We start from the raw sequence: 25,864 nt of genomic DNA, 5'->3' as shown, positions 1-25,864 counted from the left end.
ATAATCTTAAGCATTGAGGCATCTTAGCGTGTGCTTTAGATACTAAAAATTGCCAATATCATCGATAATACTTAATGTTATACTTAACATAATTTCCGAAACGCATCGAAAAGTGATGTGTACTCCCAACGAAATGAGAGTAAGCACTCCGACGCCGGGAGACAAATGCCTGATAGAGGGACAACTCCAATGGGCAAGTTCACCATCAGCCTGACCATCGCCGCCGCCCTGGCCCTGACCGCCGCTCCGACCCCGGGCCTAACCCAGGCCCCCGCCGCACCGACCGCTCGCATCTCGTTCGACGACCTGAACCTGGCGGCCCCCGCCGACGCCGCCAAGTTCGCCGCCCGAGTCCGCGCGGCCGCCGAAGACGTCTGCCAAGACATGGCGCGCGGCAATCCGAACGGCGCGTTCACCATGGCTGGATGCAAGGTCGCGGTCCGCCGGCAAGCCATGTCGCAACTGTCCAAGCACCAGCGCCAAAGCCTGCGGATCGCGGCGCGCGTCAGCACCGTCGCGGTCGCCGCCCGCTGAGACCCGCCACAAGCAAAAGGCCCCGGACGGGAACATCCGGGGCCTCTTCGTTCGGAGCGAAGCGATCGAAGGCCTACAGCCCCTTCACGATCCCCTCGACCATCTTCTTGGCGTCGCCGAACAGCATCATGGTGTTGTCGCGGAAAAACAGCTCGTTCTCGACGCCGGCGTAGCCCGAGCTCATGCCGCGCTTGATGAACAGCACGGTGCGGGCCTTTTCGACGTCCAGGATCGGCATGCCGAAGATCGGGCTCTGGGGGTCGGTCTTGGCGGCCGGGTTGGTGACGTCGTTGGCGCCGATCACGAAGGCCACGTCTGCGGTCGAGAACTCGCTGTTGATGTCCTCCAGCTCGAAGACCTCGTCATAGGGGACGTTCGCTTCCGCGAGCAGCACGTTCATGTGGCCCGGCATGCGGCCAGCGACGGGGTGAATGGCGTACTTCACCTCCACGCCCTCTTCCTTCAGCTTGTCGCACATCTCGCGCAGGATGTGCTGGGCCTGGGAGACGGCCATGCCGTAGCCGGGGACGATGATCACCTTGCTGGCGTTCTTCATGATGAAGGCCGCGTCGTCGGCCGAGCCCTGCTTGACCGGACGGGTCTCGACCTTGCCCCCGGCTGCGGCGCCGGCCGCGGCGTCGGCGCCGAAGCCGCCCAGGATCACCGAGATGAAGCTGCGGTTCATGCCCTTGCACATGATGTAGGACAGGATCGCGCCCGACGAGCCGACCAGGGCGCCGGTGATGATCAGGGTGGTGTTCTCCAGCGTGAAGCCCAGGGCCGCCGCGGCCCAGCCCGAATAGCTGTTCAGCATCGACACCACGACCGGCATGTCGGCGCCGCCGATCGGGATGATCAGGGTGACGCCGATCAGCAGGCTCAGCGCGAAGATCGCCCAGAACGCCCAGATCGCCGAGCCGCCCGAGATCACCAGCACCACCACCAGGGCGACGATGGCCAGGGCGATGACGATGTTCAGCAGGTGGCGGGCCGGCAGCAGGATCGGCGCGCCGCCCATGTTGCCGTTCAGCTTGGCGAAGGCGATGACCGAGCCGGTGAAGGTGATGGCGCCGATGGCCAGGCCCAGGGACAGCTCGATCAGGCTGTTGAGATGCACATGACCGTCGGGGCCGACGATGCCGTAGGCCGCCGGGGTGTAGATCGCCGCCACCGCCACCAGGCAGGCGGCCATGCCGACCAGGCTGTGGAAGGCCGCCACCAGCTGCGGCATCGAGGTCATGGCCACCCTGCGGGCGATCACCGCCCCTACCGTGCCGCCGACCGCGATGCCGCCCAGGATCAGGCCGATGGTCACGGGATCCAGCGCGCCCTGTTTCCAGAGCGTGGCCAGGGTGGTCAGCACGGCGATGCCCATGCCGATCATGCCGTTGCGGTTGCCCGCCTGGCTGGTCACCGGGCTGGACAGCCCGCGCAGCGCCAGGATGAAGAGCACCCCGGACACGATGTAGAGGATGGCGGCGAGATTGGCGTTCATTCGGAAGTCCCCATTTCCGGGTGAGACTTGGTGGCCGTCTTGCGGCCTTTGAGAATTTGCCAGCTGAAGAAGCCGGCCAAGACGAGAAAGACCCAGTTCATCGGTCGTCCCGGCTGCAACGCCAGCAGGACAAGCACGTAAGCCACCCATCCGATCCAGACGAGGATCGCGAACGGGCGGAAGATCCAGCGGCGCATCCAGGCTTTGACTGGAGGCGGCGTGACGGTTCCGGCTATGCCAAAACCCACCAGCAAGGCGGCCAGGATCAGCGGCAGCACGATCATCAAGATGTCGAGTTGAGCGCCTTGGTTCACCCCGCGCCCCTTAGTTCAGGCGCGGCGTTGACGCCGAACCGTGGCGGATGGCCCGAAGGCAGGCCGGAGAGGTCGTAGCGCGGCGGCTCGTAGTGGTTGGCCGCCGTGTAGGGCGCGGCGAAGCGAGGCTGCCCGTCAGGGCCGACCAGTTCATCCTCGCGCACGAAGAAGGCGTTGGCGCCGGACAGGTTGCAGCCGACCAGGGCGTAGCCCTTGGCGCGGCCCAGGGCCTCCAGGCTGCTGAGGCTGGCGCTGTGATAGTTGCCGCCGTCCCAGACCCGATCGGCCTTGTATTCGGCGACGAAAGCGACGGGTGGCGGATAGGCGGCGTTGTATTCGATAACCACCACGCGCGGGCGCACGGTGGTGATCGCCTGCCAGATCCAGTAGTCGTTGCCGTCGATGTCGATCGACAGCAGGTCGATGTCGGCGGGCGTCTCGGCGGTCCCGCCGGCCCAGGGCCCCAGCAGGCCGTCGATGTTCTCGGCGGTGACAAAGGCCTTCTGGACGGTCAGCCGCCCCTGACCCACGGCGACCGCGTGATGGCCCTTGGCCGCTTCGACATACTTGTCAGAGCCGTCCAGCCACAAGCCGCTCCAGCCGGCCATCAGCAGCAGGGCGGTGTTGCACTCCACCCCCGCCTGGACGCCGAACTCGATGAACCGCCGATCGCCCTCGCCGATGCGGTTGAAGATCTCGAGAACGATGCCGTCCTCGTCGTTCTGGCTGTAGGTCTTGCGGCCATGGGCGATCAGCCGCCCGGGTTCGCGGGCCCGGGGCGAAGCGCGCAACTCGTCCCACCAGCGCTCCAGCGCGATGCGCCGCAGGCTGTCGGACCGGTTGGCGATTTTCTTGATCGCGCTGAACATGCTCAGGCGCCCTCGCCCGCGCGGGCATTGGCCCGGCGTTCGAACCACGCAGCGACGCCGTAGATGAGCAGCCCTCCAGCCCAGGCCCCTCCGAGGATAATTCCCCAGCGAAGCATTTCGTCACGCCCATCGACGAACCAGACAGTCCAGAGGCGCGCGGTCAGCAGCATGAGCACGCCAGCGGCCAGAACGATCGGTGCGACCCGTCCCTTGATAAGCCATCCCACCCCGAAAACTGCCAAGCCGGCATAGCCGAGCACAGCGGCCGCGACCGGCGGCGGCGTGGGCGCCAGGAGCAGCACCACCAAACCAACGACCAGCAGGCGCGGCGCCGCCTTGGCGACCCATGAGCGGGAGAGCCGTCCGCCGACGATAGCGCCGCTAAGCACCACCGACAGCAGCCCGCCCACGAGATAGATCGCGAATGGCAGGATGTCCCAGATCAGGTCCATCGGATGAGCCCTGGATCCCGCCGCCTATTTCTTCTCTTTCTTCTTGTACATGGCCAGCATCCGGTTGGTGACCAGGAAGCCGCCGAAGATGTTGACCGCGGCGAAGGCGGCGGCGATGGCGCCGGCCCCCTTGGAGATCCAGGTCGAGGCGGCGACCGTACCGCCCGACAGGTCGCTGTGGGCCCCGTGCGCGGCGGCGGCCAGCAGGGCGCCGACGATGATCACCGACGAGATGGCGTTGGTCACGGCCATCAGCGGCGTGTGCAGGGCGGGCGTCACGCTCCAGACGACGTAGTAGCCCACGAAGATGGCGAGCACGAAGATCGCCAGGCGGAACACGGTGGGGTCGACGGCTTCCATCTCAATCCCTCTTTTGAGAGGCGGTGCGACCGCCCTCGTCCTTCGACAGGCTCAGGATGAGGGCGGAATGAACCGCCCGTTCCTTGAAAACCTCATGCCGAGCCTGTCGAAGCACGAGGTTTTCACGCAGTGAACTAACCGGCCAGCAGCGACGGATGCACCACCGCCCCGCCCTGGGTGACCAGGGCCGCCTTGAGGATCTCGTCCTCGAAGTCGGGGGCGAAGGCGCCCTCCTTGTTCAGGAACAGGCTGGACAGGGCGAACAGGTTGCGGGCGTAGAGCGCCGAGGCGTCGGTGGCCACGCGACCCGGCAGGTTGGGGATGCCCAGGATCTTGACGCCGTTGGCCGTGACCGCCACCTCGCCCAGCTTGCCGCCCTCGACATTGCCGCCCGCCTCGATGGCCAGGTCGACCAGAACCGAGCCGGGCTTCATCGAGGCCACCTGGGCCGCGTTGACCAGCTTGGGGGCCGGGCGACCCGGGATCAGGGCCGTGGTGATGACGATGTCCTGCTTGGCGATGTGCGAGGAGACCAGCTCGGCCTGCTTGGCCTGGTATTCCTTGGACATCTCCTTGGCGTAGCCGCCGGCGGTCTGGGCGTTCTTGAACTCTTCGTCCTCGACGGCCAGGAACTTGGCGCCCAGCGACTCGACCTGCTCCTTGGTGGCCGGACGCACGTCGGTGGCGGTGACCACCGCGCCCAGGCGGCGGGCGGTGGCGATGGCCTGCAGGCCGGCCACGCCCACGCCCATGACGAACACCTTGGCCGCGGCGACGGTGCCGGCGGCGGTCATCATCATCGGCAGGGCCTTGCCATAGGCCTCGGCCGCCTCGATCACGGCGCGATAGCCGGCGAGGTTGGCCTGGGAGGACAGCATGTCCATCACCTGGGCGCGGGTGATGCGCGGGATGAACTCCATGGCCAGGGCGCTGACGCCGGCCTTGGCCAGGGCGTTCAGCGTGTCCTTGTCCTGGTGCGGATTGAGCGCGGCGGCGACGATGGCGCCGGGCTTGAGGGCGGCGATCTCGGCGGGCTCGGGCGCGCGGACCTTGAACAGGACGTCGGCGTCCTTCAGGGCGTCCTTCGCCGTCTTGGCCAGCTTGGCGCCGGCCGCCTCGTAGTCGGCGTCCGGATACGAGGCCGCGATCCCCGCCCCGGCCTCGACCACGACCGAGAAGCCGGCCGCGGCCAGCTTCTTGACGGTCTCGGGCGTGGCCGCGACCCGGGTTTCACCACCGCGGGTCTCTTTCGTGACGGCGATAACGGCCATCGGCATACCCCTCCCAAGGACGCTGCTTGCTCCGACGAGCTTGCGCGTCTCTCTAGGGGATGTTCTTGCCCGATGTCGAGCCTTACGCTCGCGGCAGGGGCAAAAAATTACCGATGTCTACCGGTGTCAGTGGGCCGAGGCGGGCTTTTCGCGCAGGAACACCACGCCAAGGATCGCAAGCACGATTCCCGGGATCACGCCGCCGATGAAGCCGGCCGGGGTGCAGAACCACAGGGTGATGGTCAGCAGCAGGACCGCGACGGCCAGCGAGCCCCACTTGGTCATCTTGCCGAAGGCTTCGAAGGTCGCGGACTGTTCGTGGATGTCCATTTCACCGCGTTGGTAGTCGCCGGCCATGTCAGTTTCCTAGGTGGAATTAAAAAATTGCCCCGCCGCTTACAACGTGCGGGCCGTCGGCTCAAGCCGCCCGGATGTCGCGGTTGGCCCACTCCTCCTGGATGAACCGCGTTCGAACAGCCGAGACCGCCTGGTCGACCGAAATGTCGGCGATCCGCCCTTCCCCGCCGTCGAGGCGCGAGAGCCAGCGCGAATAGGCCGGCACGGGGCTTGTGCCCATCAGGCCGATGGCCGGGCGGCCGACCGAGGCGGCGACGTTCAGCGGCCCGGAGTCGTTGCCCAGGAATCCGGCCGACAGGGCGACCAGGGCCGCGGCCTGGTCCAGCGGCAGGTCGCAGGCCAGGAGGTCGCGCCCCGGCGGCAGGGCCGCGACCGTCGCCTTGATCCGGGGTTCGTCGTTGGGTCCGCCCAGCCAGAAGACGGTGGGGAACAGGTCGGCCAGGGCCTGGGAGACGGCGGCGAAGCGCTCGGCGGGCCAGGTGCGGGCCGGCTCGCTGGCCCCCACGCCCAGCACCAGCCACGGGCCGGGCCGCTCGCCGAACCGCGCCTTGACCGCCGCCACGGCCCTGGGGTCCAGCAAAAGGCCCGGCTCGCGGCTGTCGACCTTCAGCCCGTGCAGGGCCTCGAAGGCGGCCAGCTTGGTCAGGCGATGCTCGGGCCGCATGGCCTTGGGCAGGAACGGGCCTTGCAGCCACTGCTCCTGGCTCTTGTGACCCAGGCCGAACCCCCGCCGCTCGGGCACGCCGGCCAGCCAGGCCGCCTGGGCGGGGCGGCCGATCTTCTCCAGGATCCACACCGCGCGCGGCTTCACCTCGCGGCAGATGCGCCAGAAGTCGACGACCTCGTGAACGCCCTTCAGCGTGCCGGTGAAATGGCGGGCATAGACGACCTTGCTGATTGACGGCTCGACGGCCAGCACCTGGCGCGCATGACTCGACGGCCGCGCGGCCAACACGACTCGCCCCTCCGGCGCGGTCGCGGCGATCGCCCGGAAGGTCGGCAGGTGCCACATCAGGTCGCCGATCCCTCGGTCGGGCGCGTAGACGAGGACGGGGCCGGACTTCTGGGCGCTCATGCGAGGGACTTAGCGGGCGGCTGAGAGGTTGTCATCCCGCCGAGCCTTTCAGCCGTCATTCCGGGCCTTGTGCCCGGAACCCCTGGTTCAGCCGACGGTGAGACGCCTTGGCGCGCCGGCGCGCCACACTGCTGCACGTGCGGCGGACGGAGGGGTTCCGGGCACAAGGCCCGGAATGACGGCGTTATGTTGGAACCGCAGCGGCCCCTACCCCCACCCCGCCAGCAGCCCCCTCAGTCCCGTCACGAACGCCAGCGGCTGGTCCACCATCACGTGGTGGTCGGCGTCGGGGATGGCGACGCGCCGGACCGTGTCGGGCATCTCGCCGATCATGTAGTCCAGGGTCTCGGCATGCATCAGGGCCGAGCGCTCGCCCCACATCATCGCCGCCGGGCAGGCGATGCGCGGCAGCAGCAGGCCCAGGTCCGGCATCGAGAACCGCTGCCAGATGGCCGGGTCGAACTTCCAGATCCAGCCGCCCTCGACCGGCTTCAGCGAGCCCCGGGCGATGTGGTCGGCGATGTAGAGGTTCTCGCAGCCCTGCGGCGGGGCCAGGCGGAAGCGGGCCAGGGCCGCCGCCAAGGTCGGATAGACACGGTTGGCGGCGCCGGGGCGCGCGGGCGGGCCGCGCCAGCGCTTCTCTGGCGGCTGGATGCTGCTGTCGACCATGACGATCCCGCGCAGCCGGTCGGCGTGCTCGACGCCGCAATAGAGCGCGGGAAAGCCGCCGAACGAATGGCCGACCAGGATCGGCTTCACCCCGCCGGCCTCCAGCCGCGCGGCCTCGACGGCGGCGAAGATCTCGGCCGCGAACAGCTGGGCCGAATAGGCCGGCCGCCAGTCCGAGCCGCCCATGCCCGACCACGAGATCGCCGCGCATCGCCAGTCGCTCGCGAAGAACGGCGCGATGAAGCTCCACCAGTCGGCGTGGGCGCCGTTGCCGTGCAGGAACAGCAGGCCCGGCTTGCCGACCTCGCCCCAGGTCAGGAGTTCGATCTCCGCGCCCTCGACCGGGATGCGCGCGCGTTCGGGCGCGACGGCGATGGCGGCCTCGAACCAGGCCGGGGCCGGCGGCGTCTCGCCGTGGAACGGGCCGAGCAGCGAGGCGGGCGAGGGATGGTCGTCGGCCATGCTCAGCCCCCCACGGCGCCGGACGCCGCGTAGGCGATCTCGCCCGGTCGCGGCGCGCGCGGGGCCAGGGCCTTGAAGACCCCGGTTCCGGTCATCAGCGTCCGCTCGCCGGCCCAGATGCGGCCGCGCATGGTGAACACCAGGTCCTGCTCGGCGACCAGTTCGCCGTCGCCTTCGACGAAATCCCCCAGCTGGGCCCCGGACAGGAAATCGCAGTTCAGGCGCACCGTGACCCACGAATACGACTTCCGCAGCGAGATGATCCGGCCCCAGGCCATGTCGGCGAAGCTCATCAGCATGCCGCCGTGGCAATTGCCCAGGCCGTTGGTGTGGTGCTCCTCGACCCGGAAGCCAAGGGTCGCCTCGCCCGGCCTGGCCCGCCGCTCGTACAGCGGCCCGATCTGCCGGCCGAAGCCGCGCGACCAGTTCAGATGGCTGTAGCCCTCGGGAATGGCGGCGGCCTGGGCGTCGGTGAGATCGTCGGACATGGGCAAAGTCTAACGAGCGTTTGAAGCCTGGCAAGCGCGACGCTGGGGAAGCCTGGACCCAGGCTTTCGCGGTCCGTGTAAGGACGGCGCGGCCGCCGGCGTCTAACCTTTCGAAAACGGGGCGGATCATGGGCGCTGGGCGGCAGGAGGACGAGGCTTTCGCGGCGTGGCTGGCGCCGCACCTGGGCGCCCTGCGCCGGACGGCCCGCGCCTTCGCGGAACCGGCCGACCAGCACGACCTGATGCAGGAGCTGATGCTGGCGGTCTGGCGGGCCCGCCCGCGCTTTCGCGGCGACAGCGCCGACACGACCTTCGTCTACCGCGTCGCGCACAACACCGCCCTGACCTGGAAGCGCGGCGAGACCCGTCGCCGCCGGCGAAGCGAGGCGATCGAGGCCGAGATGGCGCTACGGCTGCAGGCGGACGACACGCCGGAGGCCGGCCTGCTGGATCGGCTCTACGACGCCATCCGCACCCTGCCGCCACTGGACCGCTCGCTGGTCCTGCTCTCGCTGGACGGCCAGCCCTATGCCGAGATCGCGCGCGTGCATGGTCTCAGCGAAACCAACGTCGGCGCCCGGCTCAGCCGCGTCCGCCGCCGTCTCTCGGACCTCGTGGAGGAGCGCGCCGATGGAGTTTGAGCGTCTCGAACAGGCCTGGCGCTCCCAGGCCAACACCCCCGACCAACAGGCCCAGGCCTATCTGATGGAGCAGTTGATGCACGCGCTGAAAGCCCGCCGCCGCGGCGAGATCCTGCTGTTCGCGATCCCCGTCGCGACCGTGACCCTGTTCACGGCGATCGCCGTGCGGTCGATCCTGGTCGGCCAGACCCATGTCGGCCGCGAATGGGGCGCCCTGGCCATGCTGGGCGTCTGCTGGACGGTGCTGGCGGCGGTGCTGATCACCGGCCTCCGGGCCAGGCGCGCGCCGCGCGACGGCTCGCCGGTGCGCCAGGCCCTGGAGGCCATGCTGGCCGCCAACCGCCGCGCGCGGGTCAACTACCGGATCTTCTGGATGAGCCTGCCGGTGTTCCTGGTTCCGATGCTGGCGGCCGTGGTCCAGTTGAACAACGTGGGCAAGACCACCGACCGGAACATGGTCCAGATGCTCCTGGTGTTCGGCGTCGCCCTGGGCGCCAGCGTCGGCTGGAACGCGCTGCGGTTCTTCAAGGTGCTGAAACCGGAACAGCGGCGGCTGGAGGGGTTACTGGCCGAATACGAGACGTAGGCGGTCGGAGGTTCATCCAACCTTCGTTGTCATCCCGGAAAGCGCGCAGCGCTTGTCCGGGACCCAGGTGAACCGCAAGGCGCGAGCCCAGTCCCCTGGATCCCGGACAGCCTCTACGAGGCTTCCGGGATGACAACCGATGAGGGGAAGCGCTCCTGGGCGTCGCTCCCTACCCCGGCACGGCCCCGAACTTGCCCGCGTTGTAGTCGTCGATCGCCTGGATGATCTCCTCGCGGGTGTTCATCACGAACGGACCATGGGCGAAGACCGGTTCGCCGATCGGTTCGGCGTGGCCCAGCAGGACCACCGCGCCCGACGGGCTGTCGAAGGCCACCGTGTCGCCGTCGTCGTGCAGCTCGACCAGGTTCCACTTCGGGGCTTTTTGCGGCGTGGCCTGGCCGCCGACGACGATCTCGCCGGAGACCACGTACAGGAACACCGTCCGTCCCCTGGCGACCGGCAGGGTCACCGCCCCGCCCGGCGCCAGGCGCGCGACGCTCATCTCCACGCCGATCAGCGACGGGAACGGGCCGGTCACGCCGCCGACCGTTCCGGAGATCACCTCGATCGTCGCGCCGCCGGTCTCGACCTTGGGGATCGCCTCGCCCTGCAGGCCCAGATAGTTCGGCGCCGTCATCTTCAGCCGGCCGGGCAGGTTGACCCACAGCTGCAGGATCTCCAGCGCCCCGCCCGTCCGCTTGAAGCTGGCCGGCGACAGCTCGGCGTGGACCAGGCCGCGACCGGCGGTCATCCACTGCACCCCGCCCGGACCGATGACGCTCTCATGGCCGCCGCTGTCCAGGTGCGAAAGCTCGCCGTCGAGGATGAAGGTCACGGTCTCGAAGCCGCGATGCGGATGCGGCCCGAACGGCAGGCCGCGATTGTTCGACGGATAGACCTGCGGGCCGTGGTGGTTGAGGAACAGGAATGGATCCAGCTGCGGGATCGCCGGGCCGGGCAGCGGCCGCCGGGTCACCAGGTCGGCGATGTCGTCGCGCTGGGCGGGGTGGAGGCGCTTGAGGGTTCTGGCCGTCATTTTTGTTCCGCTAAGAAACGCCGGCGGCCGACAACACCGCCGCCTGCCGCTGGGCCAGTCCCTCTTCCGAGAAGCCCTCCAGCGAGCGCTCGAACAGGGCCTTCCAGTTATGCCGCGCGCCCAGGTGCAGGAAGGCCGCGCCCAGGCCGATGGCGGCGCGGTCCATGAACACGAACTCGCGGGGGATCAGCACCGGCCCCTTCGCCTTCAACGCCTGGCGCACCTTGAAGGCCTCGCGCCGGCCATACTCGCCGGGCGGCACGTCGTCGGCGACGCTGCGCACCCGGTCGTCGAGCAGCGGGCCATAGATGAACCGCGCCCAGACGTTCAGCACGTCGACCAGGTCGTCGTTGAGATTGGCGAAGCCCCAGCTGCGATAGGCTTCGACCTGCTCGGCGCGGTCGTCGTTCGACAGGGCGCGGTACAGCCGCACCACGCCGCCCACGAACTTCGGCGGGAAGATGCGGATGCAGCCGAAGTCCAGCAGGTTCAGGTGCGCCGCGCCGTCGCTCCCCTCGGGACCGCCGAACGTGTAGTTGCCCAGGTGCGGGTCGCCGTGGATGATCCCCAGGTGGGTCATCGGGCTCCACCAGGCCTCGAACAGCAGGGCGGCGATGCGGTCGCGGGTCTCCTGCGGCGCGTCCTTGAAGGCCAGCAACCCCCGGCCGTCCAGCCAGGTCATGCTGAGCAGGCGCCTGGTCGACAGGGCGGGCGCGGGCTCCGGAACCCGGATGTCGTCGCGCCCGGTGAAGAAGCCGCCATAGACGGCCATCAGCCTGGCCTCGCGCTCGTAGTCCAGCTCCTCGCGCAGCCGGTCGCCGACCTCGACGATCATCTCCGACGGGTCGATCGAGCCGTCCATCCGCTTGAACAGGCCGATCAGGGCGCGCAGTTGGCCCAGGTCACTTTCGACCGCGCTCTGCATGTCGGGATACTGCAGCTTGACCGCCAGGGCGCGACCGTCGGGGCCGACGGCGCGATGCACCTGGCCCAGCGAGGCGGCGGCGGCGGCCTCGTGCTCGAAGCTCTGGAACCGGCCGGCCCAGTCCGGCCCCAGCTCGGCGGCCATCCGGCGGCGGACGAACGGCCAGCCCATGGCCGGGGCGTTGGTCTGCAGTTCGGCCAGTTCGGCGGCGAATTCCGGCGGCAGCAGGTCCGGCACCGTGGCGAACATCTGGGCGGCCTTCATCAGCGGCCCCTTCAGCCCGCCCAGGGCCGCCCTCAGCGCCTTGGCGTTGCGGGCGTCGGCGCTGTCGCCGCCGAACAGGCTGTTGGCGCCGTAACTGACCGCCGCGCCGGACAGGCCCGCTCCGACCTTGGCGAAGCGCGAGACCCGGCCGGCCAAGCGGTTGCGTTCGGGGTCTCTTGGATTATCGGACACGCCGCAAACCCCCTCCGGCCCTCCGGGCCACCTCCCCCAGAGGGGGAGGATCTTGGCGACCGCATGGCGTAGCTGCTCCCCCTCTGGGGGAGCTGTCGGCGAAGCCGACTGAGGGGGTTCTCACACCAGCGCCTCGAACTCGTCGACCAGCCGCTCCAGCTGGGCGCAGCCCGCGGCCCAGAACGCCTTTTCGCGCGGGTTCAGGCCGAACGGCTTGAGCGCCTCGACATAGGTGCGGGTTCCGCCGGCGGCCAGCAGGTCCTCGTAGAGCGGCGCGAAGGTTTCCGGATCCTCGCGGCGCTTCTCCATCAGGCCGCGCACCAGCAGGTCGCCGAACGCATAGGCGTAGACATAGAACGGCGCGTGCACGAAGTGGCTGACATAGGCCCAGTAGTGCTCGTAGCCTTCGTTCAGGGTCACGGCCGGGCCCAGGCTCTCGGCCATCACCTCCAGCCACAGCCGGCCGATCTGGTCGGGCGACAGCTCGCCGTCCTTGCGGGCCTCGTGGAAGCGCCGCTCGAAGCGATGGAAGGCGATCTGGCGCACGACGGTGTTGAGGCCGTCCTCGATCTTGCCGGCCAGCAGGCCCAGGCGGTCCTTGGGCGTCGCCTCGGCCAGCAGGCGGTCGAAGACCAGGCCCTCGCCGAAGATCGAGGCGGTCTCGGCCAGGGTCAGGGGCGTGTCGGCCAGCAGGGTGCCCAAAGGCGCGCACAGGGTCTGGTGCACCGCGTGGCCCAGTTCGTGGGCCAGGGTCAGCACGTCGCGCCGCTCGCCCATGTAGTTCATGAACACATAGGGATGCCGCTCGGCGGTGACCGGATGCGAATAGGCGCCCGACTGCTTGCCGGCCCGGGGGCGGGCGTCGATCCACGGCCGGTCGAAGAACGTCCTGGCGGTGTCGGCGAACTTCGGGGCCAGGGCCTGGAAGCTCTCCAACACCACCCCCTGGGCCTCGGCCCAGCCATAGGTGCGCGGCGCGGCGGCGGTCAGGGGCGCGTTGCGGTCCCAATAGTCGAGGGTCTCGCGGCCCATGACCTTGGCCTTCAGCGCATAGTAGCGGTGCGACAGGCGCGGATAGGCCTCGACCACCGCCTGCTCCAGGGCGTCGACCGCGTCGGCGTCGACCTCGTTGGCCAGGTGGCGCGACTGGGCGGGGCTGTCGAACCGCCGCCAGCGGTCCTCGACCTGCTTTTCGAAGGCCAGGGTGTTCATCACCAGGCCCTGGGTCGAGGCGCGTTCCTCCAGCGCCTTGGCCAGGCCGTCGGCGGCGGCCTTGCGGCGCTTGCCGTCCGGGTCGGACAGGCGGTTGAGGGCCTCGGGCAGGGTCAGGGTCTCATCGCCGACCTTGGCCTGCAGCTTGGCCAGGGTCTCGTCATAGAGGCGCACCCAGTTGCTGACGGCCGGGCCGCGATCGACGATGTAGCGCTCCAGGTCGGGCGTCAGCTCGTGCGGGCGCGACAGGCGCAGGCGGCGCAGCCAGGGAACCCAGCGGGCGGCGGCCGGATAGGCCTTCAGCGCCGCCTCCAGCTCGCCGTCCTCCAGCTGGTTCAGTTCCAGCGAGAAGAACAGGCTCTCGGCGGCGATGGCGGACGAGCGGGCCCGCAGGTCGGCCTCGAACTTGGCCCAGGCCGGGTCGTCGCGGGCGGTCGAGGCGGCCAGGCCCGCATAGGCGCCCACGCCCCACAGGCCGTTGGTCGCCTGCTCGTACAGCCTGATCCCGCGATCCAGCAGCACGCCCAGGCGCTCGGGCTCGCCCCGCGCCTGGAGGAACAGGCCCTCCAGCGAGGCCAGTTCGTCGTTGGCGGCCTTGGCGGCGGCCAGGTCGGCCTCGATCTTCGGATCGTCGCGACCGGCATAGAGGTCGGCGAGATTCCACTCGGGCAGGGTTTCGGTCTTGAAGGGCGCGTTCATGATCAACCGATATGGCCCCGCCGAAAGACGCGCGCAATCGTGGCCTTGGCTTTCCGTTGCGAGGCGCCCCGCCGCATTACCGCGAATTAAAGGGCGCGGCGGCGAGTCGCGCCTTAGGATATCGCCGGTCGACGAGGGCGTGTCGACAGGGGACGGGACGAGGGGCCAATCGATGATCAGGATCGCCGCTTCCGTCGCCCTGGTCGCGGCCTTCCTTGCCGCGCCATCCGCGATGGCCGCCGACAAGCCCCAGCCGATGGGCTGGTTGGCCCAGACCCTCCGCAGCGCGGTGGTGTTCCACAGCTGCACCGAGCGCCTCAAGGAGAAGTTCAATATCGGGCCGCTGGACGGGATCGACGTCACCCACATGGATTCCAGCGGCGATCCGGCGGGGGCCATGGACGTCAAGTTCGAGGCCGTCACGGTCGAGAAGAAGACCCAGCGCAAGAGCCGCTTCGTGGGCGTCTGCCACGTCGGCCGCGAGGGCGAGACCCGGATCGACGCGCGCCTGGTCAGCCAGAGCGGCGGCGGCGTGGTCCGCCGCGTGCCGCCGGGCAAGATCTCGGGCTGAAGACCTCTACGCCGCCGTCAGGGCCGAGACGATCCGCTCGAACATCGCCGCGTTTTCCGCCTGATGCGTGACAACGCCCGACGTGATGTCCTGCGTGGAACCGTCGGGCATCTGGAGCAGCGCCTTCACGCCGCCGGCTCCGAACAGATCAATCTGACGAAGGGCCTCGGCCCTTTGGTTCCGACACCATTCGGCCAGGTCGCGCGCTTCCGGGCTCATCGGCCGGCCTCCTTCGTCCCATCGCGGTCACGGTGCGCCGCACCGATCGTCATACCTCGTTAAGGGCGACCGTTAACCCCTGACTCATGTCTCCGAAACCCGGTCTTTACCCCGCGCCTGTATCACTCTGAACCAACAAGAGCCCTGTCCCATGCCGGACGCGGCCGGTTCTAACGGGTGTCTGCAAATGACCAAGACGGTTCTCGTCGTCGACGACGACCCGACTCAACGGCGGCTGATCCAGGCCGTCCTCGAGCGCGAGGGCTTTTCGGTGTCGCACGCCGAGAACGGTGACGCGGCCATGGCCCACCTGGCCAGCGGCGCGCCCGTGGACGTCGTGCTGCTGGACCTGGTAATGCCGGGCCTGTCGGGCCAGGACACGCTGAAGGAGATGCGCGCGCGCGGCTATTCGCAGCCGGTGATCGTGCTCACCGCCTCGGGCGGCGTCGACACCGTGGTCAAGGCCATGCAGGCCGGCGCCACCGACTTCTTCATCAAGCCGGCCAGCCCCGAGCGGATCACCGTCTCGATCCGCAACGCCCTGTCGATGGGCGACCTGAAGGGCGAGGTCGAGCGCCTGACCAAGCGCGCCAGCAACCGCACCACCTTCGCCGACCTGATCGGAACCTCGCCGGCCATGACCCTGGTCAAGCGGATGGGCGAGCGCGCGGCCAAGAGTTCCATCCCCATCCTGATCACCGGCGAGAGCGGGGTCGGCAAGGAGCTGATCGCCCGCGCCGTGCACGGCGGGTCCGAGCGGGCCGGCAAGCCGTTCGTGGCCGTCAACTGCGGGGCCATTCCGGAGAACCTGGTCGAGTCGATCCTGTTCGGCCACGAGAAGGGATCCTTCACCGGCGCCACCGACAAGCACCTGGGCAAGTTCAAGGAGGCCGACGGCGGCACCCTGTTCCTCGACGAGGTCGGCGAACTGCCGCTGGACATGCAGGTCAAGCTGCTGCGCGCCCTGCAGGAAGGCGAGATCGACCCGATCGGCTCCAAGCGCTCGCAGAAGGTGGACGTGCGCATCGTCTCGGCCACCAACCGCGACGTCGCCCACGCCGTGTCGCAGGGCCGGTTCCGCGAGGACCTCTACTACCGCCTGAACGTCTTCCCGATCGAGGCCCCGTCCCTGCGCGAGCGCCGCGAGGACATCCCGGCCCTGGTCGAGGCCTTCATCCGCCGCTTCAACGTCGAGGAAGGCAAGCGGGTGGTGGGCGCCGCGCCGGAGACCCTGAAGTGCCTCAACGCCTTCGACTGGCCCGGCAATGTCCGCCAGCTGGAGAACGCGGTCTATCGCGCCATCATCCTGGCCGACGCGCCCTATCTGCAGCCCTACGACTTCCCGGCCATCTCGGGGATCGTGGCGCCGCCGCCGGAAGTCGTCGCGCCGGTCGCCGCCGCTCAGCCCGACCTGCCGGCCGTGCTGCAGGCCGCCCACGCGGCCATGGCCCGCCCCCAGGCCCAGGACGCGCCCGTGCGCATCCTCGACGACCGCGGCCATCTGCGGACCCTGGAGGAGATCGAGCGCGACCTGATCCAGCACGCCATCGAGGTCTATGCCGGCCACATGTCGGAAGTGGCCCGCCGCCTGGGCATCGGCCGCTCGACCCTGTACCGCAAGGTCCGAGAGCAGGGCATCGACGTGGATCTCAAGGAAGCGTCGTAGGGCTCCGTCCCGCGATCCGTCATCCCGGACGAGCGCGAAGCGGCCCGGTGGGCCCCGTCCGGGACGACAACGGTCTAGTCGTCTTCCTCGGCGGCCGCCTCCGGCGCCCTGGCCTTGCGCCCGAAGCCCTTGCCGCGCGACATCGGCTTGCGCTCGCCTTTCGCCTTGGCGGCGATTTCCTTGAGCTTGATCGTCTGGTTGACCGACATGGCCTGGCCGGCGCCGCCCTTTTCGGGATCGCCGAACGCCCGGCCGTAGGTCTCGATGCGCTGGGCGACCGAGCCCAGGAACTCGCCCTCCCAGTCCGACAACTGGACCCCGGCCTTGTCGGCCGTGCGCCGGGCGCGCTTGAGGGCGTTCAGGGCGGCCTTGCGGGCTTGAGCTCTCGGATCAGGCGGCTTTTTGGCGCGCATGGCGACAGACTAGCGGGCGTCGGCGGCGGGACGCACGCGGAAAAAGCGCGATTGCAGCCGCGATACGGCCGGGGGCGCCGGCAGGCGGGCGCCCCCGATCCGGGTCGTCCTAGATTTCGCCGATGGCCGACAGGTACAGGTCCAGGATGGCGTCCTCTTCCTGGCGCTTGGCGCGGTCGGTCTTGCGCAGGCGCACCACCTTGCGAAGGATCTTGACGTCGAAGCCGTTGCCCTTGGCCTCGGCGTAGACCTCCTTGATCTGTTCGGCGATCTCGGTCTTCTCGACCTCCAGGCGCTCGACCCGGTCGATGATGCTCTTGAGCTGGCCTTGGGCGGTGGAGTTCAGCACGTCGGCGTGCGGGGCGGCGTCGTCGGCCATGGCAGGGGTCTCGCGAAAAGGCGGGAAACGGGAGGCGCGGAACCTAGTGGCAACGGGCCGCCAGTGGAAGGCCGATTCCCCGCTCTTTTTTCTTCAGCGCCCTTCCACCCGTCCGCGCGAGACTTCGGCCAGGGCGGCCAGGTCGGGGGTCTCGCCCTCGCCCGCCAGCAGCGCCTCCAGGCCGCTCTCGACTAGGTCGGCCAGCGGCAAGGCCAGGCCTTTCTCGTCGCCGGCCGCCTGGGCCAGGCGGACATCCTTCAGCGCCAGGTCGGCGGCGAAGCCTGGCGGATGGTAGCGGCCCTCGGCGATCATGCCGCCATAGATCTTGTAGATCGGGGCGGCGAAGATGGTGCTGGTCAGCACATCCAGGAGATCGGCGGCCGGCACGCCATGGGCCGCGCCCAGGGCCGTGGCCTCGCCCATGGCCTCGACGGCCGAGACGATCATCAGGTTGCCGGCGATCTTGACGGCGTTGGCGCGGACGGGGTCCTCGCCCATCGGCCAGACCTTGGCGGCCAGGGCCTCCAGCACCGGCAGGGCCGTCGCGACGGCCTCGGGCGCGCCGGCCGCCAGCACGTTCAGCCCGCCGGCCCGCGCCACCGGCGGACGGCCGAACACCGGCGCGGCCACGTAGCCCAGGCCCAGCGCGGCGTGCCGGTCGGCCAGTTCGCGCGCGAAGGCCGTCGAGATGGTGGCGAGGTTGGCGTGGACCAGGCCGGGCCGGGCGCGCGGCAGGGCCTCCAGCAGAACGTCGCGGATGGCCTGGTCGTGGGCCAGGATCGACAGGACGATATCGGCCTGCAGAACGTCCTCCACCCCGTCGGCGGCCGTCGCACCCAGGGCGACCAGTTCCGCCACCGGACCCGGCGAGCGGTTCCACACCGTCACGGCGTGACCCTTCTCCAGCAGGTTCTCGACCATGGCCTTGCCCATGGCCCCCAGGCCGATGAAACCGATGTGCATGGGAAGGTGCTCCTGTTTCCTTCTCCCCTTGCGGGAGAAGGTGTCGGCGCAGCCGACGGATGAGGGGTCGCGAGGCGTCCAGCGCCCGGCTTGACCGCTCAACTGGTCGCGGTGGCCCTGTTCTTCAACCCCTCATCCGGCGCTGCGCGCCACCTTCTCCCACGAGGGGAGAAGGGATTCAGAGCAGGCCGTGCTTCTCCACCGTCGGCCGCAGGGCCGTCGGATCCGTGAAGTGGTGAGTGTGAAAGCCGAGGGCCTCGGCGGCCTCGACATTGGCCAGGCTGTCGTCGACGAACAGCAGGTCGGCGGGCTCCAGGCCGGCGCGCTCCAGGACGATCTGGTAGATCCGCGCCTCGGGCTTGATCACCCGCTCATGGCCCGAGACGACCGTGCCACGGAAGTGGCGGAAGGCCGGGCTCATGGCCCGCACGCCGTCCCAGGTCTCGTGGGACATGTTGGTCAGGCCGAACTGCGGAACGCCGCGCGCGGCCAGGTCCTCGATGACCGACTCGGTCTCGCGAATCGTCCCGGAGAACATCTCGTCCCAGCGGTCCCACCAGGCGGCCAGATGCTCGGCGTGGTGAGGATATTCGGCGCTGCGGGCGGCGATATTGTCGGCGAAGGTCACGCCGCGATCGGTCGCCGCGTGCCAATCCAGGGTCCCGACATGCGAAAGGAACCGGTCGAGATCGGCCGGTTCCTTGAAGATCTTCGCGTAGAGCGTGCGCGGATTCCAGCGCACGATGACGTTGCCGACGTCCCAGAGCAGCGCCCTGGGAGGCCGTGCGGACGTCATTAGCCTTGCTTGGCTTTGAAGCGCGGGTCGGTCTTGTTGATGATGTAGATGACGCCCTTGCGGCGAACCATCTTGCAGTCGCGGTGACGCGACTTCAGCGACTTCAGCGAGCTACGAACCTTCATGACCGTCTCTATACTCAGCGGAGAGGTTCGCGGCCGCCATGAGGGCGAAAGGAACATCCGGGATGTTTCGGAGGGCGTGCGTATAAGCAGGACAACCGCCGGAGTCAATGCGCGGCTTGGCCTCGAAGCGCATCTGGAGACGGGATGCGGCGGCGAACGCTCCACAGGCTGAGTTCGACCGGCGGGAACTTAACCGCTCTGCCGCCCTTGTGATTGCAGCCCTGTCACGAACCCCGGTAGCCTGCCCCCATGGATAGACGCGTTTTCCTCGTTCTGCTGCTGGCCGGCTGCGCCGACACCTCGACCAACGCGCCCCTGGCGCCGTCGATCGCCCCGCCGGCCCCGCCGCGCGTGCCGCCGCCCGCCCCCGCCGCGCCCAGCGCCGATCCGGCCGCCTCGGGCCAGGCCGTCGGCTTCGACGCCTGGCTGGCCGCCTTCAAGCAGAAGGCCCTGGCCGCCGGCCTCACCCAGCAGTTGCTGGACCGCGAGCTGGACGGCGTGACGCCCGACCCCAGGGTGATCTCGCTGGACGGCCGCCAGCCGGAATTCTCCAAGCCGGTCGGCGACTATATCAAGGGCGTGATCAGCGACGACCGCGTGGCCGTGGGCCGCGGCAAGCGCGACAGCCTGACCTTCCTGCCGGCCATCGAGCAGCGCTACGGCGTGCCGCGCGACATCCTGCTGGCCGTCTGGGCCATGGAATCGGCGTTCGGCAAGATCCAGGGCAATTTCGACGTCGTGCGCTCGATGGCCAGCCTGGCCGCCGACGGCCGCCGACGGAACTGGGCCGAGGGCGAACTGATCGCCGCCCTGAAGATCATCGCCTCGGGCGAGGACACCCGCGCCCAGCTCAAGGGCTCGTGGGCCGGGGCCATGGGCCAGACCCAGTTCCTGCCCTCCAACTATCTGTCGACCGCCGTCGACTTAGACGGCGACGGCCGCCGCGACATCTGGGGCAGCGACAGCGACAGCCTGGCCTCGGCCGCCAACCTGCTGAAGAAGGGCGGCTGGAAGCCGGGCGTCGGCTGGGCCAAGGAAGTGATCCTGCCGGCCGGCTTCGACTACGGTCTGGCCGAAGGGCCGCGCGAGGTTCCGTCCTGGTGGGAGGCCAAGGGCGTCAAGCGGGCCGACGGCCTGCCCTGGACGGCGGCCGACGCCGCTTCGCCGGCCGGCCTGATCCTGCCCGCCGGCTGGTCGGGCCCGGCCTTCCTGGTCCTGCCCAACCACTTCGCGATCCGCACCTACAACAACTCCACGTCCTACGCCCTGGGGATCGGCCTGCTGGCCGACCGCTTCGCCGGCGGCGGCCCCCTCGTCGCCGCCTGGCCGGTCGAGACCCCGCTCAGCCTGGCCGACCGCATGGCCGCCCAGATCGCCCTGGGCCGGCTGGGCTTCGATCCCGGCCCGGCGGACGGCGTGGTCGGCGCGGGCACCCGCAAGGCCCTGCGCGCCTGGCAGGCCGACCGCAGGCTGCCCGCCGACGGCTACCTGTCGTCCGACATGGTGGCGCGGCTGAAGGCCCAGGCCGGGATCAGCTAGCGGACGGTGATGTCCACCGCGATCCGCCGGACCGCGCCGTCCGGGCTGGAGCCCTGCAGCACCATCCGGTCGTGGCCGGTATAGCCCGCGGCGGCCGTATAGAAGGCCTGGTGACCGGGCACCTTGCGGCTGTTGCAGGCCGACCGCGGATTGCCCGGCGGGAAGGCCGCGAAATAGGGGTCGTCCTTGACCACCGCCGCGCCATGGGCCGGCGGCTCGAGGATGGTCAGGGTGGCGCCCGGCGTCTGGGCCGAGCAGTCGGGATCGATGGCCGTGTTGGCCCAGACCCGGATCGGCGTGCTGCCGACCACGGCCTTGGCCACATGCAGCCTCTGATAGCCCGAAGCCGCCAGATGCGGCTGGGCGGATGCGCCAGCGGCGACGGCCAGGCCCGCCGCGCAGGCCAGGATGAACAGCTTGGAACCCACGGTCGATCTCCCTGAAGCGACACCTTCGGAAGGCTGCGCCCGGTTCTTTTCGCGATTATTGCAGGCCGGCGGCGCTTCGCGCGCCTTCAGTGCGGCCCCGTCGCGTCGATCGAGCTGGCGTCCACCACCTGGGCCTCGTCGCGGGCCTCGCGGGGAGCCGAGGCGTCGCCGACCCGGCGCATGACCGGATCGATCAGGGCGTAGGCCACCAGGCCGGCCAGCACCGCGACGTTCATCAGGTAGGGCGACGGGTGGGCCCACTTGTAGAGCGCCACGCCCAGCACCGGGGCGATGATCACCGAAGCGCCGTTGATGGCGCTGATCGCCCCGGCCACCGCCCCCTGCTCCTCGTGGCCCACCGACAGCGAAGCGCCGGCCGTGAAGCCGGGCCGGGCGAAGCCGTAGCCAAGGCTGCACAGGGCGAAGCCCACCACCAGGGTGTGATAGTCGGGCGAGAAGGCCACGATCAGGTTGCCCAGGGCGGCGCATCCCGCGCCCAGCCACAGCAGCTGGCGCGGCGCCAGCCGCAGCATGCGGATCAGCCCCCATTGCGCCAGCAGGCTGGCCACGGCCCCGGCCATCATCGCCACCCCGGCGAAGGCCGCCGCCTTGGCCGGCGAGATGTTCAGCTGGTCGATGACCATGAAGCCCAGGGTCTGCTGGTTCACGGTCTGGGCGCTGGCCAGCAGGAAGCCGTAGAGGACGAAGGGCATGATCCGCCGGTCGTTCCAGCGCACGCGGGCCCGGGGCGTGGTCGAGGCGCCGGCCTCGCGGTCGGGGATCTCGTCGGGACGCTCGGGCAGGCCCCGCGTCACCAGGACCAGCACGACGCCGGCGATCAGCGCGAACGCGAACATCGGCCCCGACAGGGTCAGCAGCGGGAAAACCAGGAACGGGGCGACGGCCGGACCCAGGATCGTGCCCAGGCCGCTGGCCGAGGCCATGGTGGCCAGGGCGTTGGTGCGGTCGGCCGGCGCCGTGCGGTCGGCGACATAGGCCTGGGCGGCCGGGTTCGAGGCGCTGCCGACCAGGCCGAAGATGGCCCGCGACAGGGCCGCCCCGGCGAAGACGGCCATCGGAACCATCAGGCCCTTCAGCCCCATCAGGATGAAGAAGCCGAAGCCCAGCATCGACACCGCGAAACCCGCCATGCCCAGCACCACCATCGGCTTGCGGCCGCGCTTGTCGGACATCCGCGCCCAGACGGGGGACATCACGCCCCACAGCAGAGCCGACAGCGAGAAGATCGAGCTGATCAGCACGTCGGGGATGCCGACCTGACGGCCGATGGCCGGCAACACCGTCTGCAGGGCGGTGTTGCCGGCGGCGCTGGACAGCAGGACGGCGAACAGGATGGCGAAGGCCCGGCCCTTGGCCTTGTCGTCCAGGCGGACATCCGGGCTGGCGGCGCTCATGCTTCCCCTCCGACGCGTCGCCGGTTGGCCCGGCTTGTGGCGTCAAACACCTGTTAGGCGGGTGCGGCGAAAGGCGCAACAGGGCCGCAAACCCCCGCTCACCTTGGATTAAGCATTAACCGCGATGATCGCGACGCAAGTTACCCCGGGGCCCTCCACGTCATGTTCCAGATCATCGGCATCGTCCTGCTGTTCGGACTCGTGTTCGGCAGCTTCATCATCTCCGGTGGCAAGATGGACGTGATCATCCACGCCGCGCCGCACGAGCTGATGTGCATCCTGGGCGCGGGCATCGCCTCGTTCCTGATCTCGAACTCGATGACCGTGATCAAGGCCACCGGCGGCGGCTTCGGCAAGATTTTCGCCGGCCCCAAGTGGAAGACCACCGACTATCGCGACCTGCTCAGCCTGCTGTTCCTGCTGACCAAGACGATGAAGTCCAAGGGCGTGATCGCGCTGGAAAGCCATATCGAAAAGCCCAACGACAGCTCGATCTTCCAGCGCTATCCGAAGATCACCAAGGACCACTTCGCCGTCGACTTCATCTGCGACACCCTGCGGATGATGACCATGAACCTGGAGGATCCCCACCAGGTCGAGGACGCGATGGAAAAGCAGCTCGAAAAGCACCACCACGAGGGCCTGGCCCCGGCCCACGCCCTGCAGAGCCTGGCCGACGCCCTGCCCGCCCTGGGCATCGTGGCCGCCGTGCTGGGCGTCATCAAGACCATGGGCTCGATCACCGAGCCGCCGGCCGTGCTGGGCGGGATGATCGGCGGCGCCCTGGTCGGCACCTTCCTCGGCGTATTCCTGGCCTATGGCCTGGTCGCCCCCTTCGCCACCCGCCTGACCGCCGTGGTCGACGAGGAAGGCGCGTTCTACAAGATCATCCAGTCGGTCCTGGTCGCCCACCTGCACGGCAACGCCGCCCAGATCAGCGTCGAGATCGGCCGCGGCAACGTGCCGAGCGAGGCCCAGCCCAGCTTCCTGGAGCTGGAAGAGGCCCTGCAGGCCATCCCCGCCGAGCCCTGATCCCGCTGATCACGGACCGATCACGGATCCGTGAACAATTGTCTTGCCCCTGCTACAGAACTGATGTTCTGTGACGCTGTGACGCGACCCCCTCGGTCGCGATCGCCAGACAAGCAGTCGCAAGGGAAGTCCCTATGACCACCAAGATTCTCCGCTCGATCCTGATCGCCGGCATGGCCGTCTCCGCCCTGTCGCTGGCCGCCTGCGGCAAGAAGGCCGAAGAGTCGGCCGACGCCTCCTCGAAGGCCGCCCAGGACGCCGCCGCCTCGGCCAGCACGGCCACGGACGCGGCTTCGAACGCCGCCACCGCCGCCGCCGACGCCAACAAGGCCGCCGCCGACGCCGCCGCGGCCCCGGCCGCCCAGGACGCGACGACCGCCGCCGAAGCGCCCGGCACGGCCACCACCACGACCACCACGACCGAAAAGAAGACCGAGCCGGCCGCCCACTAAGGCTGCTCGCTTCGAAGCGATCGGAAGGGCCGTCCGCGAGGGCGGCCCTTCTTTCATGAGGGGTCGCCGCCCTATAAGCGACGCATGAGCGACCCCGCCGCCTCCCCTTCCGACTCCCCGCTCGCCTCGCCCCCCGTCTCGCCCCCCGTCTCGCCCCTCGTCTGGCGCGACGACGGCCTGCCGCAATCGGCGCTTTACGGCGACGTCTATTTCTCCAGCGCCGACGGCCTGGCCGAGACCCGCGCCGTGTTCCTGGCCGGCTGCGGCCTGCCGGCCGCCTGGCGGGGCCGCGACCGCTTCGTCGTCGGCGAGCTGGGCTTCGGCACGGGCCTGAACATCGCCGCCCTGCTGGACCTGTGGCGACGGGAAAAGGTTCCGGGCCAGCGCCTGCACGTCTTCTCGATCGAGGCCCACCCGATCACCCGCGACGAGGCGGCCCGGGCCCTGGCCGTCTGGCCGGAGCTGGGCGAGGCGGCGAGCGTGCTGCTCGACCATTGGCCCGGCCGGGCGCGCGGCTTTCACCGCGTCGACCTGCCAGGCTTCGACGCGACGTTCGACCTGGCGGTGATGGACGTCGAGGACGCCCTGGCCGCCTGGGACGGCGCGGCCGACGCCTGGTTCCTGGACGGCTTCTCGCCGGCCCTGAACCCGGCCATGTGGCGCGAGGAGATCCTGGCCGCCGTGGCCGCCCGCAGCGCCCCGGGCGCCCGCGCCGCCACCTTCACCGTCGCCGGCGCGGTGCGGCGCGGCCTGGCCGCCGCCGGCTTCCAGGTCGACAAGCGCCCCGGCTTTGGTCGCAAGAAGGAGCGGCTGGAGGCCGCGGCGCCCGGGATCCCGCCCGCGCCCTCGCGCCCGCGCCGCCTGGCGGTGATCGGCGGCGGGATCGCCGGCGCCGCCATGGCCCGGGCCGCTCGGGCCGAGGGCCTGGACGTGACGGTCTTCGACGACGGCGAGACGCCGGCCTCGGGCAACCCCGCCGCCCTGGTCACCCCCGCCCTCGACGCCGGCGGCGGCCCGCGCGCCGCCCTGCCCGCCCAGGCCTTCGCCCGCGCGGTCGCTCTCTACGCCCAGTCGCCCGAGGCGGTGATCGCGCGCGGGGTGCTGAAGCTGCCGGTCGCCCCGCGCGACGGCGAGCGCCACGCCGCCGTCGCGGCCCAAGACCTGTTCGAGCCCGGCGCGATGGTCCTGCCGCACGCGGACGACGCCGCCGCACGCCTGCGCGAACCGGTCGCGGCCGGCGTTCTGGACATGGTCGACGCCCTGGTGGTGGAGCCCGCCCGCGTGCTCGAGACCTGGCGCGGTCCGGCCACCCTGGCGCGGGTCGCCCGGCTGGCCCGCGAGGACGGCATCTGGCGGTTGTACGCCCCCGACGACCGCCCGCTGGCCGAGGCCGACGTCGTGGTGCTGGCCGGCGGGGCCGGCCAGGCCAGGCTGTGGCCCGCCGCGCCGATCCGGCCCGTGCGCGGCCAGGCGACCTGGACCGAACGCCCCGCCCCCGCCCCCGCCGCCTTCGGCGCCTATGCGATCCCCACCCGCGACGGCGTGCTGTTCGGCGCCACCCACGATCGCGGCGTCATCGAGACGGACGCCCGCGAGGCCGACGACCGCCGCAACCTGCTGGCCCTGGCCAAGGGACTGCCCGGCCTGGCCGCCCGGCTGGCCGACGCCCCGCTGCGGGGCCGCGCCGCCGTGCGCGCCACGACGGCCGACCACCTGCCGCTGGCCGGCGCGGTCCCCGGCTCGCCCGACGGCCTGTTCGTCCTGGGCGGCCTGGGCGGGCGCGGCTTCTGCCTGGCGCCCCTGCTGGCCGAGCACCTGGCGGCGCGGATCCTCGACATCCCTTCGCCCTTGCCCAGACCCTTGTCGGACCTGATCGCGCCCTCGCGATTTTCGTCGCGCCCCAACGCCCCCGGGGCGGTATAATCGGCCGGACGGGAACGCGGCTGGCGCGCGAGGCCCCCGCCG

The 25,864-nt window shown here is 70.0% G+C and carries 30 protein-coding genes; 9 read left to right on the top strand and 21 right to left on the bottom strand.

Features of this window, described 5'->3' with window-relative positions; all coding sequences use genetic code 11:
- Nucleotides 1-189 precede the first annotated feature (189 nt).
- Nucleotides 190-534 (top strand): UrcA family protein, encoded by a 345-nt coding sequence (locus tag AC07NX_RS10445; protein WP_494641571.1) that lies wholly within the window; start codon nucleotides 190-192, stop codon nucleotides 532-534.
- Nucleotides 535-607: 73 nt separating this feature from the next.
- Here the strand turns inward: AC07NX_RS10445 and AC07NX_RS10440 are convergent, their stop codons facing one another.
- The 10 genes from AC07NX_RS10440 to AC07NX_RS10395 all read right to left on the bottom strand — a co-directional run bounded on the left by AC07NX_RS10440 (nucleotide 608) and on the right by AC07NX_RS10395 (nucleotide 8,346).
- Entirely contained in the window at nucleotides 608-2,029 is a 1,422-nt protein-coding gene (locus AC07NX_RS10440) for an NAD(P)(+) transhydrogenase (Re/Si-specific) subunit beta (RefSeq protein ID WP_494641569.1), read from the bottom strand.
- Nucleotides 2,026-2,313, bottom strand: coding sequence for a hypothetical protein (locus AC07NX_RS10435; protein ID WP_494641567.1), 288 nt, complete (start codon nucleotides 2,311-2,313; stop codon nucleotides 2,026-2,028). Before AC07NX_RS10435 ends, AC07NX_RS10440 begins: the two co-directional genes overlap by 4 nt.
- Before the next feature lie 26 nt (nucleotides 2,314-2,339).
- Nucleotides 2,340-3,212, bottom strand: coding sequence for a hypothetical protein (locus AC07NX_RS10430; RefSeq protein ID WP_494641565.1), 873 nt, complete (start codon nucleotides 3,210-3,212; stop codon nucleotides 2,340-2,342).
- Between the two features lie 2 nt (nucleotides 3,213-3,214).
- Complete coding sequence (locus AC07NX_RS10425) at nucleotides 3,215-3,664, bottom strand: hypothetical protein (RefSeq protein ID WP_494641563.1); 450 nt, start codon at nucleotides 3,662-3,664, stop codon at nucleotides 3,215-3,217.
- 24 nt (nucleotides 3,665-3,688) lie between these two features.
- Nucleotides 3,689-4,024 carry an NAD(P) transhydrogenase subunit alpha part 2 gene (locus AC07NX_RS10420; RefSeq protein WP_035072226.1) on the bottom strand — a complete coding sequence of 112 codons (336 nt, stop codon included), beginning with the start codon at nucleotides 4,022-4,024 and terminating at the stop codon, nucleotides 3,689-3,691.
- A gap of 134 nt (nucleotides 4,025-4,158) precedes the next feature.
- The gene (locus tag AC07NX_RS10415) at nucleotides 4,159-5,301 is read right to left on the bottom strand and encodes a Re/Si-specific NAD(P)(+) transhydrogenase subunit alpha (protein WP_494641560.1); all 1,143 of its coding nucleotides are present in this window, start codon (nucleotides 5,299-5,301) and stop codon (nucleotides 4,159-4,161) included.
- Between the two features lie 120 nt (nucleotides 5,302-5,421).
- The gene (locus AC07NX_RS10410) at nucleotides 5,422-5,652 is read right to left on the bottom strand and encodes an aa3-type cytochrome c oxidase subunit IV (protein ID WP_494641558.1); all 231 of its coding nucleotides are present in this window, start codon (nucleotides 5,650-5,652) and stop codon (nucleotides 5,422-5,424) included.
- Between the two features lie 61 nt (nucleotides 5,653-5,713).
- Nucleotides 5,714-6,727 carry a glycosyltransferase family 9 protein gene (locus AC07NX_RS10405; RefSeq protein ID WP_494641556.1) on the bottom strand — a complete coding sequence of 338 codons (1,014 nt, stop codon included), beginning with the start codon at nucleotides 6,725-6,727 and terminating at the stop codon, nucleotides 5,714-5,716.
- 207 nt (nucleotides 6,728-6,934) lie between these two features.
- Complete coding sequence (locus AC07NX_RS10400; protein ID WP_494641554.1) at nucleotides 6,935-7,858, bottom strand: alpha/beta fold hydrolase; 924 nt, start codon at nucleotides 7,856-7,858, stop codon at nucleotides 6,935-6,937.
- Nucleotides 7,859-7,860: 2 nt separating this feature from the next.
- Entirely contained in the window at nucleotides 7,861-8,346 is a 486-nt protein-coding gene (locus AC07NX_RS10395; RefSeq protein WP_494641552.1) for a PaaI family thioesterase, read from the bottom strand.
- A 128-nt stretch (nucleotides 8,347-8,474) separates the two neighbouring features.
- Between AC07NX_RS10395 and AC07NX_RS10390 the strand changes: the two genes are divergently transcribed.
- The gene (locus AC07NX_RS10390; protein ID WP_494641550.1) at nucleotides 8,475-8,987 is read left to right on the top strand and encodes an RNA polymerase sigma factor; all 513 of its coding nucleotides are present in this window, start codon (nucleotides 8,475-8,477) and stop codon (nucleotides 8,985-8,987) included.
- A complete protein-coding gene (locus AC07NX_RS10385) occupies nucleotides 8,977-9,573 on the top strand; it encodes a hypothetical protein (protein WP_494641548.1) in 597 nt (198 codons plus the stop codon). Before AC07NX_RS10390 ends, AC07NX_RS10385 begins: the two co-directional genes overlap by 11 nt.
- A 169-nt stretch (nucleotides 9,574-9,742) precedes the next feature.
- Here the strand turns inward: AC07NX_RS10385 and AC07NX_RS10380 are convergent, their stop codons facing one another.
- The 3 genes from AC07NX_RS10380 to AC07NX_RS10370 all read right to left on the bottom strand — a co-directional run bounded on the left by AC07NX_RS10380 (nucleotide 9,743) and on the right by AC07NX_RS10370 (nucleotide 13,901).
- Entirely contained in the window at nucleotides 9,743-10,609 is an 867-nt protein-coding gene (locus AC07NX_RS10380; protein WP_494641546.1) for a pirin family protein, read from the bottom strand.
- A gap of 10 nt (nucleotides 10,610-10,619) precedes the next feature.
- Nucleotides 10,620-11,990, bottom strand: a complete 1,371-nt coding sequence (locus tag AC07NX_RS10375; protein WP_494641544.1) for an ABC1 kinase family protein — start codon at nucleotides 11,988-11,990, stop codon at nucleotides 10,620-10,622.
- Nucleotides 11,991-12,110: 120 nt separating this feature from the next.
- Entirely contained in the window at nucleotides 12,111-13,901 is a 1,791-nt protein-coding gene (locus AC07NX_RS10370; protein ID WP_494641542.1) for a M3 family oligoendopeptidase, read from the bottom strand.
- Between the two features lie 172 nt (nucleotides 13,902-14,073).
- On the opposite strand from AC07NX_RS10370, the gene AC07NX_RS10365 reads away from it, so the two are divergent.
- Nucleotides 14,074-14,472, top strand: coding sequence for a hypothetical protein (locus AC07NX_RS10365; protein ID WP_494641540.1), 399 nt, complete (start codon nucleotides 14,074-14,076; stop codon nucleotides 14,470-14,472).
- Between the two features lie 6 nt (nucleotides 14,473-14,478).
- Here AC07NX_RS10365 and AC07NX_RS10360 read toward each other — a convergent pair whose 3' ends face one another.
- Nucleotides 14,479-14,691 carry a hypothetical protein gene (locus AC07NX_RS10360; protein WP_494641538.1) on the bottom strand — a complete coding sequence of 71 codons (213 nt, stop codon included), beginning with the start codon at nucleotides 14,689-14,691 and terminating at the stop codon, nucleotides 14,479-14,481.
- A 187-nt stretch (nucleotides 14,692-14,878) separates the two neighbouring features.
- Here AC07NX_RS10360 and AC07NX_RS10355 point away from each other — a divergent pair, with 187 nt between their 5' ends.
- Nucleotides 14,879-16,357, top strand: a complete 1,479-nt coding sequence (locus AC07NX_RS10355; protein WP_494641536.1) for a sigma-54-dependent transcriptional regulator — start codon at nucleotides 14,879-14,881, stop codon at nucleotides 16,355-16,357.
- A 74-nt stretch (nucleotides 16,358-16,431) separates the two neighbouring features.
- On the opposite strand, the gene AC07NX_RS10350 is transcribed toward AC07NX_RS10355, so the two are convergent.
- The 5 genes from AC07NX_RS10350 to ykgO all read right to left on the bottom strand — a co-directional run bounded on the left by AC07NX_RS10350 (nucleotide 16,432) and on the right by ykgO (nucleotide 19,033).
- Nucleotides 16,432-16,770, bottom strand: coding sequence for a hypothetical protein (locus AC07NX_RS10350; protein WP_494641534.1), 339 nt, complete (start codon nucleotides 16,768-16,770; stop codon nucleotides 16,432-16,434).
- A 109-nt stretch (nucleotides 16,771-16,879) separates the two neighbouring features.
- The gene (gene gapR, locus AC07NX_RS10345) at nucleotides 16,880-17,149 is read right to left on the bottom strand and encodes a nucleoid-associated protein GapR (protein ID WP_018112952.1); all 270 of its coding nucleotides are present in this window, start codon (nucleotides 17,147-17,149) and stop codon (nucleotides 16,880-16,882) included.
- 93 nt (nucleotides 17,150-17,242) lie between these two features.
- The gene (locus AC07NX_RS10340; protein WP_494641531.1) at nucleotides 17,243-18,112 is read right to left on the bottom strand and encodes an NAD(P)-dependent oxidoreductase; all 870 of its coding nucleotides are present in this window, start codon (nucleotides 18,110-18,112) and stop codon (nucleotides 17,243-17,245) included.
- A 178-nt stretch (nucleotides 18,113-18,290) separates the two neighbouring features.
- A complete protein-coding gene (locus AC07NX_RS10335; RefSeq protein WP_494641529.1) occupies nucleotides 18,291-18,908 on the bottom strand; it encodes an HAD family hydrolase in 618 nt (205 codons plus the stop codon).
- Nucleotides 18,908-19,033 carry a type B 50S ribosomal protein L36 gene (gene ykgO, locus AC07NX_RS10330; protein WP_018061125.1) on the bottom strand — a complete coding sequence of 42 codons (126 nt, stop codon included), beginning with the start codon at nucleotides 19,031-19,033 and terminating at the stop codon, nucleotides 18,908-18,910. The genes AC07NX_RS10335 and ykgO overlap by 1 nt, the downstream gene beginning before the upstream one ends.
- A 249-nt stretch (nucleotides 19,034-19,282) precedes the next feature.
- Here ykgO and AC07NX_RS10325 point away from each other — a divergent pair, with 249 nt between their 5' ends.
- Nucleotides 19,283-20,572, top strand: a complete 1,290-nt coding sequence (locus AC07NX_RS10325; protein ID WP_494641526.1) for a lytic murein transglycosylase — start codon at nucleotides 19,283-19,285, stop codon at nucleotides 20,570-20,572.
- On the opposite strand, the gene AC07NX_RS10320 is transcribed toward AC07NX_RS10325, so the two are convergent.
- Both AC07NX_RS10320 and AC07NX_RS10315 read right to left on the bottom strand, forming a co-directional pair.
- Nucleotides 20,569-21,000, bottom strand: coding sequence for a hypothetical protein (locus AC07NX_RS10320; protein WP_494641524.1), 432 nt, complete (start codon nucleotides 20,998-21,000; stop codon nucleotides 20,569-20,571). The genes AC07NX_RS10325 and AC07NX_RS10320 overlap by 4 nt on opposite strands.
- 86 nt (nucleotides 21,001-21,086) lie before the next feature.
- The gene (locus tag AC07NX_RS10315) at nucleotides 21,087-22,415 is read right to left on the bottom strand and encodes an MFS transporter (RefSeq protein ID WP_494641522.1); all 1,329 of its coding nucleotides are present in this window, start codon (nucleotides 22,413-22,415) and stop codon (nucleotides 21,087-21,089) included.
- A gap of 162 nt (nucleotides 22,416-22,577) precedes the next feature.
- Between AC07NX_RS10315 and motA the strand changes: the two genes are divergently transcribed.
- The 3 genes from motA to mnmC2 all read left to right on the top strand — a co-directional run bounded on the left by motA (nucleotide 22,578) and on the right by mnmC2 (nucleotide 25,822).
- Entirely contained in the window at nucleotides 22,578-23,447 is an 870-nt protein-coding gene (gene motA / locus AC07NX_RS10310) for a flagellar motor stator protein MotA (protein WP_494641520.1), read from the top strand.
- 134 nt (nucleotides 23,448-23,581) lie between these two features.
- Nucleotides 23,582-23,899 (top strand): hypothetical protein, encoded by a 318-nt coding sequence (locus AC07NX_RS10305; RefSeq protein WP_494641518.1) that lies wholly within the window; start codon nucleotides 23,582-23,584, stop codon nucleotides 23,897-23,899.
- 84 nt (nucleotides 23,900-23,983) lie between these two features.
- The gene (gene mnmC2 / locus AC07NX_RS10300) at nucleotides 23,984-25,822 is read left to right on the top strand and encodes a tRNA (5-methylaminomethyl-2-thiouridine)(34)-methyltransferase MnmC2 (protein ID WP_494641516.1); all 1,839 of its coding nucleotides are present in this window, start codon (nucleotides 23,984-23,986) and stop codon (nucleotides 25,820-25,822) included.
- Nucleotides 25,823-25,864 lie beyond the last annotated feature (42 nt).

Source organism: Caulobacter sp. GW821-FHT09A05, from assembly GCF_059418465.1.
This window is presented reverse-complemented; position numbering and strand designations above follow the sequence as displayed.

Excerpts from the sequence above, each read along its gene's own strand:
- AC07NX_RS10445 (WP_494641571.1), top strand. The coding sequence starts at position 190 with ATGGGCAAGTTCACCATCAGCCTGACCATCGCCGCCGCCCTGGCCCTG.
- AC07NX_RS10440 (WP_494641569.1), bottom strand. The coding sequence starts at position 2,029 with ATGAACGCCAATCTCGCCGCCATCCTCTACATCGTGTCCGGGGTGCTC.
- AC07NX_RS10435 (WP_494641567.1), bottom strand. The coding sequence starts at position 2,313 with ATGATCGTGCTGCCGCTGATCCTGGCCGCCTTGCTGGTGGGTTTTGGC.
- AC07NX_RS10430 (WP_494641565.1), bottom strand. The coding sequence starts at position 3,212 with ATGTTCAGCGCGATCAAGAAAATCGCCAACCGGTCCGACAGCCTGCGG.
- AC07NX_RS10425 (WP_494641563.1), bottom strand. The coding sequence starts at position 3,664 with ATGGACCTGATCTGGGACATCCTGCCATTCGCGATCTATCTCGTGGGC.
- AC07NX_RS10420 (WP_035072226.1), bottom strand. The coding sequence starts at position 4,024 with ATGGAAGCCGTCGACCCCACCGTGTTCCGCCTGGCGATCTTCGTGCTC.
- AC07NX_RS10415 (WP_494641560.1), bottom strand. The coding sequence starts at position 5,301 with ATGCCGATGGCCGTTATCGCCGTCACGAAAGAGACCCGCGGTGGTGAA.
- AC07NX_RS10410 (WP_494641558.1), bottom strand. The coding sequence starts at position 5,652 with ATGGCCGGCGACTACCAACGCGGTGAAATGGACATCCACGAACAGTCC.
- AC07NX_RS10405 (WP_494641556.1), bottom strand. The coding sequence starts at position 6,727 with ATGAGCGCCCAGAAGTCCGGCCCCGTCCTCGTCTACGCGCCCGACCGA.
- AC07NX_RS10400 (WP_494641554.1), bottom strand. The coding sequence starts at position 7,858 with ATGGCCGACGACCATCCCTCGCCCGCCTCGCTGCTCGGCCCGTTCCAC.
- AC07NX_RS10395 (WP_494641552.1), bottom strand. The coding sequence starts at position 8,346 with ATGTCCGACGATCTCACCGACGCCCAGGCCGCCGCCATTCCCGAGGGC.
- AC07NX_RS10390 (WP_494641550.1), top strand. The coding sequence starts at position 8,475 with ATGGGCGCTGGGCGGCAGGAGGACGAGGCTTTCGCGGCGTGGCTGGCG.
- AC07NX_RS10385 (WP_494641548.1), top strand. The coding sequence starts at position 8,977 with ATGGAGTTTGAGCGTCTCGAACAGGCCTGGCGCTCCCAGGCCAACACC.
- AC07NX_RS10380 (WP_494641546.1), bottom strand. The coding sequence starts at position 10,609 with ATGACGGCCAGAACCCTCAAGCGCCTCCACCCCGCCCAGCGCGACGAC.
- AC07NX_RS10370 (WP_494641542.1), bottom strand. The coding sequence starts at position 13,901 with ATGAACGCGCCCTTCAAGACCGAAACCCTGCCCGAGTGGAATCTCGCC.
- AC07NX_RS10365 (WP_494641540.1), top strand. The coding sequence starts at position 14,074 with ATGATCAGGATCGCCGCTTCCGTCGCCCTGGTCGCGGCCTTCCTTGCC.
- AC07NX_RS10360 (WP_494641538.1), bottom strand. The coding sequence starts at position 14,691 with ATGAGCCCGGAAGCGCGCGACCTGGCCGAATGGTGTCGGAACCAAAGG.
- AC07NX_RS10355 (WP_494641536.1), top strand. The coding sequence starts at position 14,879 with ATGACCAAGACGGTTCTCGTCGTCGACGACGACCCGACTCAACGGCGG.
- AC07NX_RS10350 (WP_494641534.1), bottom strand. The coding sequence starts at position 16,770 with ATGCGCGCCAAAAAGCCGCCTGATCCGAGAGCTCAAGCCCGCAAGGCC.
- gapR (WP_018112952.1), bottom strand. The coding sequence starts at position 17,149 with ATGGCCGACGACGCCGCCCCGCACGCCGACGTGCTGAACTCCACCGCC.
- AC07NX_RS10340 (WP_494641531.1), bottom strand. The coding sequence starts at position 18,112 with ATGCACATCGGTTTCATCGGCCTGGGGGCCATGGGCAAGGCCATGGTC.
- AC07NX_RS10335 (WP_494641529.1), bottom strand. The coding sequence starts at position 18,908 with ATGACGTCCGCACGGCCTCCCAGGGCGCTGCTCTGGGACGTCGGCAAC.
- ykgO (WP_018061125.1), bottom strand. The coding sequence starts at position 19,033 with ATGAAGGTTCGTAGCTCGCTGAAGTCGCTGAAGTCGCGTCACCGCGAC.
- AC07NX_RS10325 (WP_494641526.1), top strand. The coding sequence starts at position 19,283 with ATGGATAGACGCGTTTTCCTCGTTCTGCTGCTGGCCGGCTGCGCCGAC.
- AC07NX_RS10315 (WP_494641522.1), bottom strand. The coding sequence starts at position 22,415 with ATGAGCGCCGCCAGCCCGGATGTCCGCCTGGACGACAAGGCCAAGGGC.
- motA (WP_494641520.1), top strand. The coding sequence starts at position 22,578 with ATGTTCCAGATCATCGGCATCGTCCTGCTGTTCGGACTCGTGTTCGGC.
- AC07NX_RS10305 (WP_494641518.1), top strand. The coding sequence starts at position 23,582 with ATGACCACCAAGATTCTCCGCTCGATCCTGATCGCCGGCATGGCCGTC.
- mnmC2 (WP_494641516.1), top strand. The coding sequence starts at position 23,984 with ATGAGCGACCCCGCCGCCTCCCCTTCCGACTCCCCGCTCGCCTCGCCC.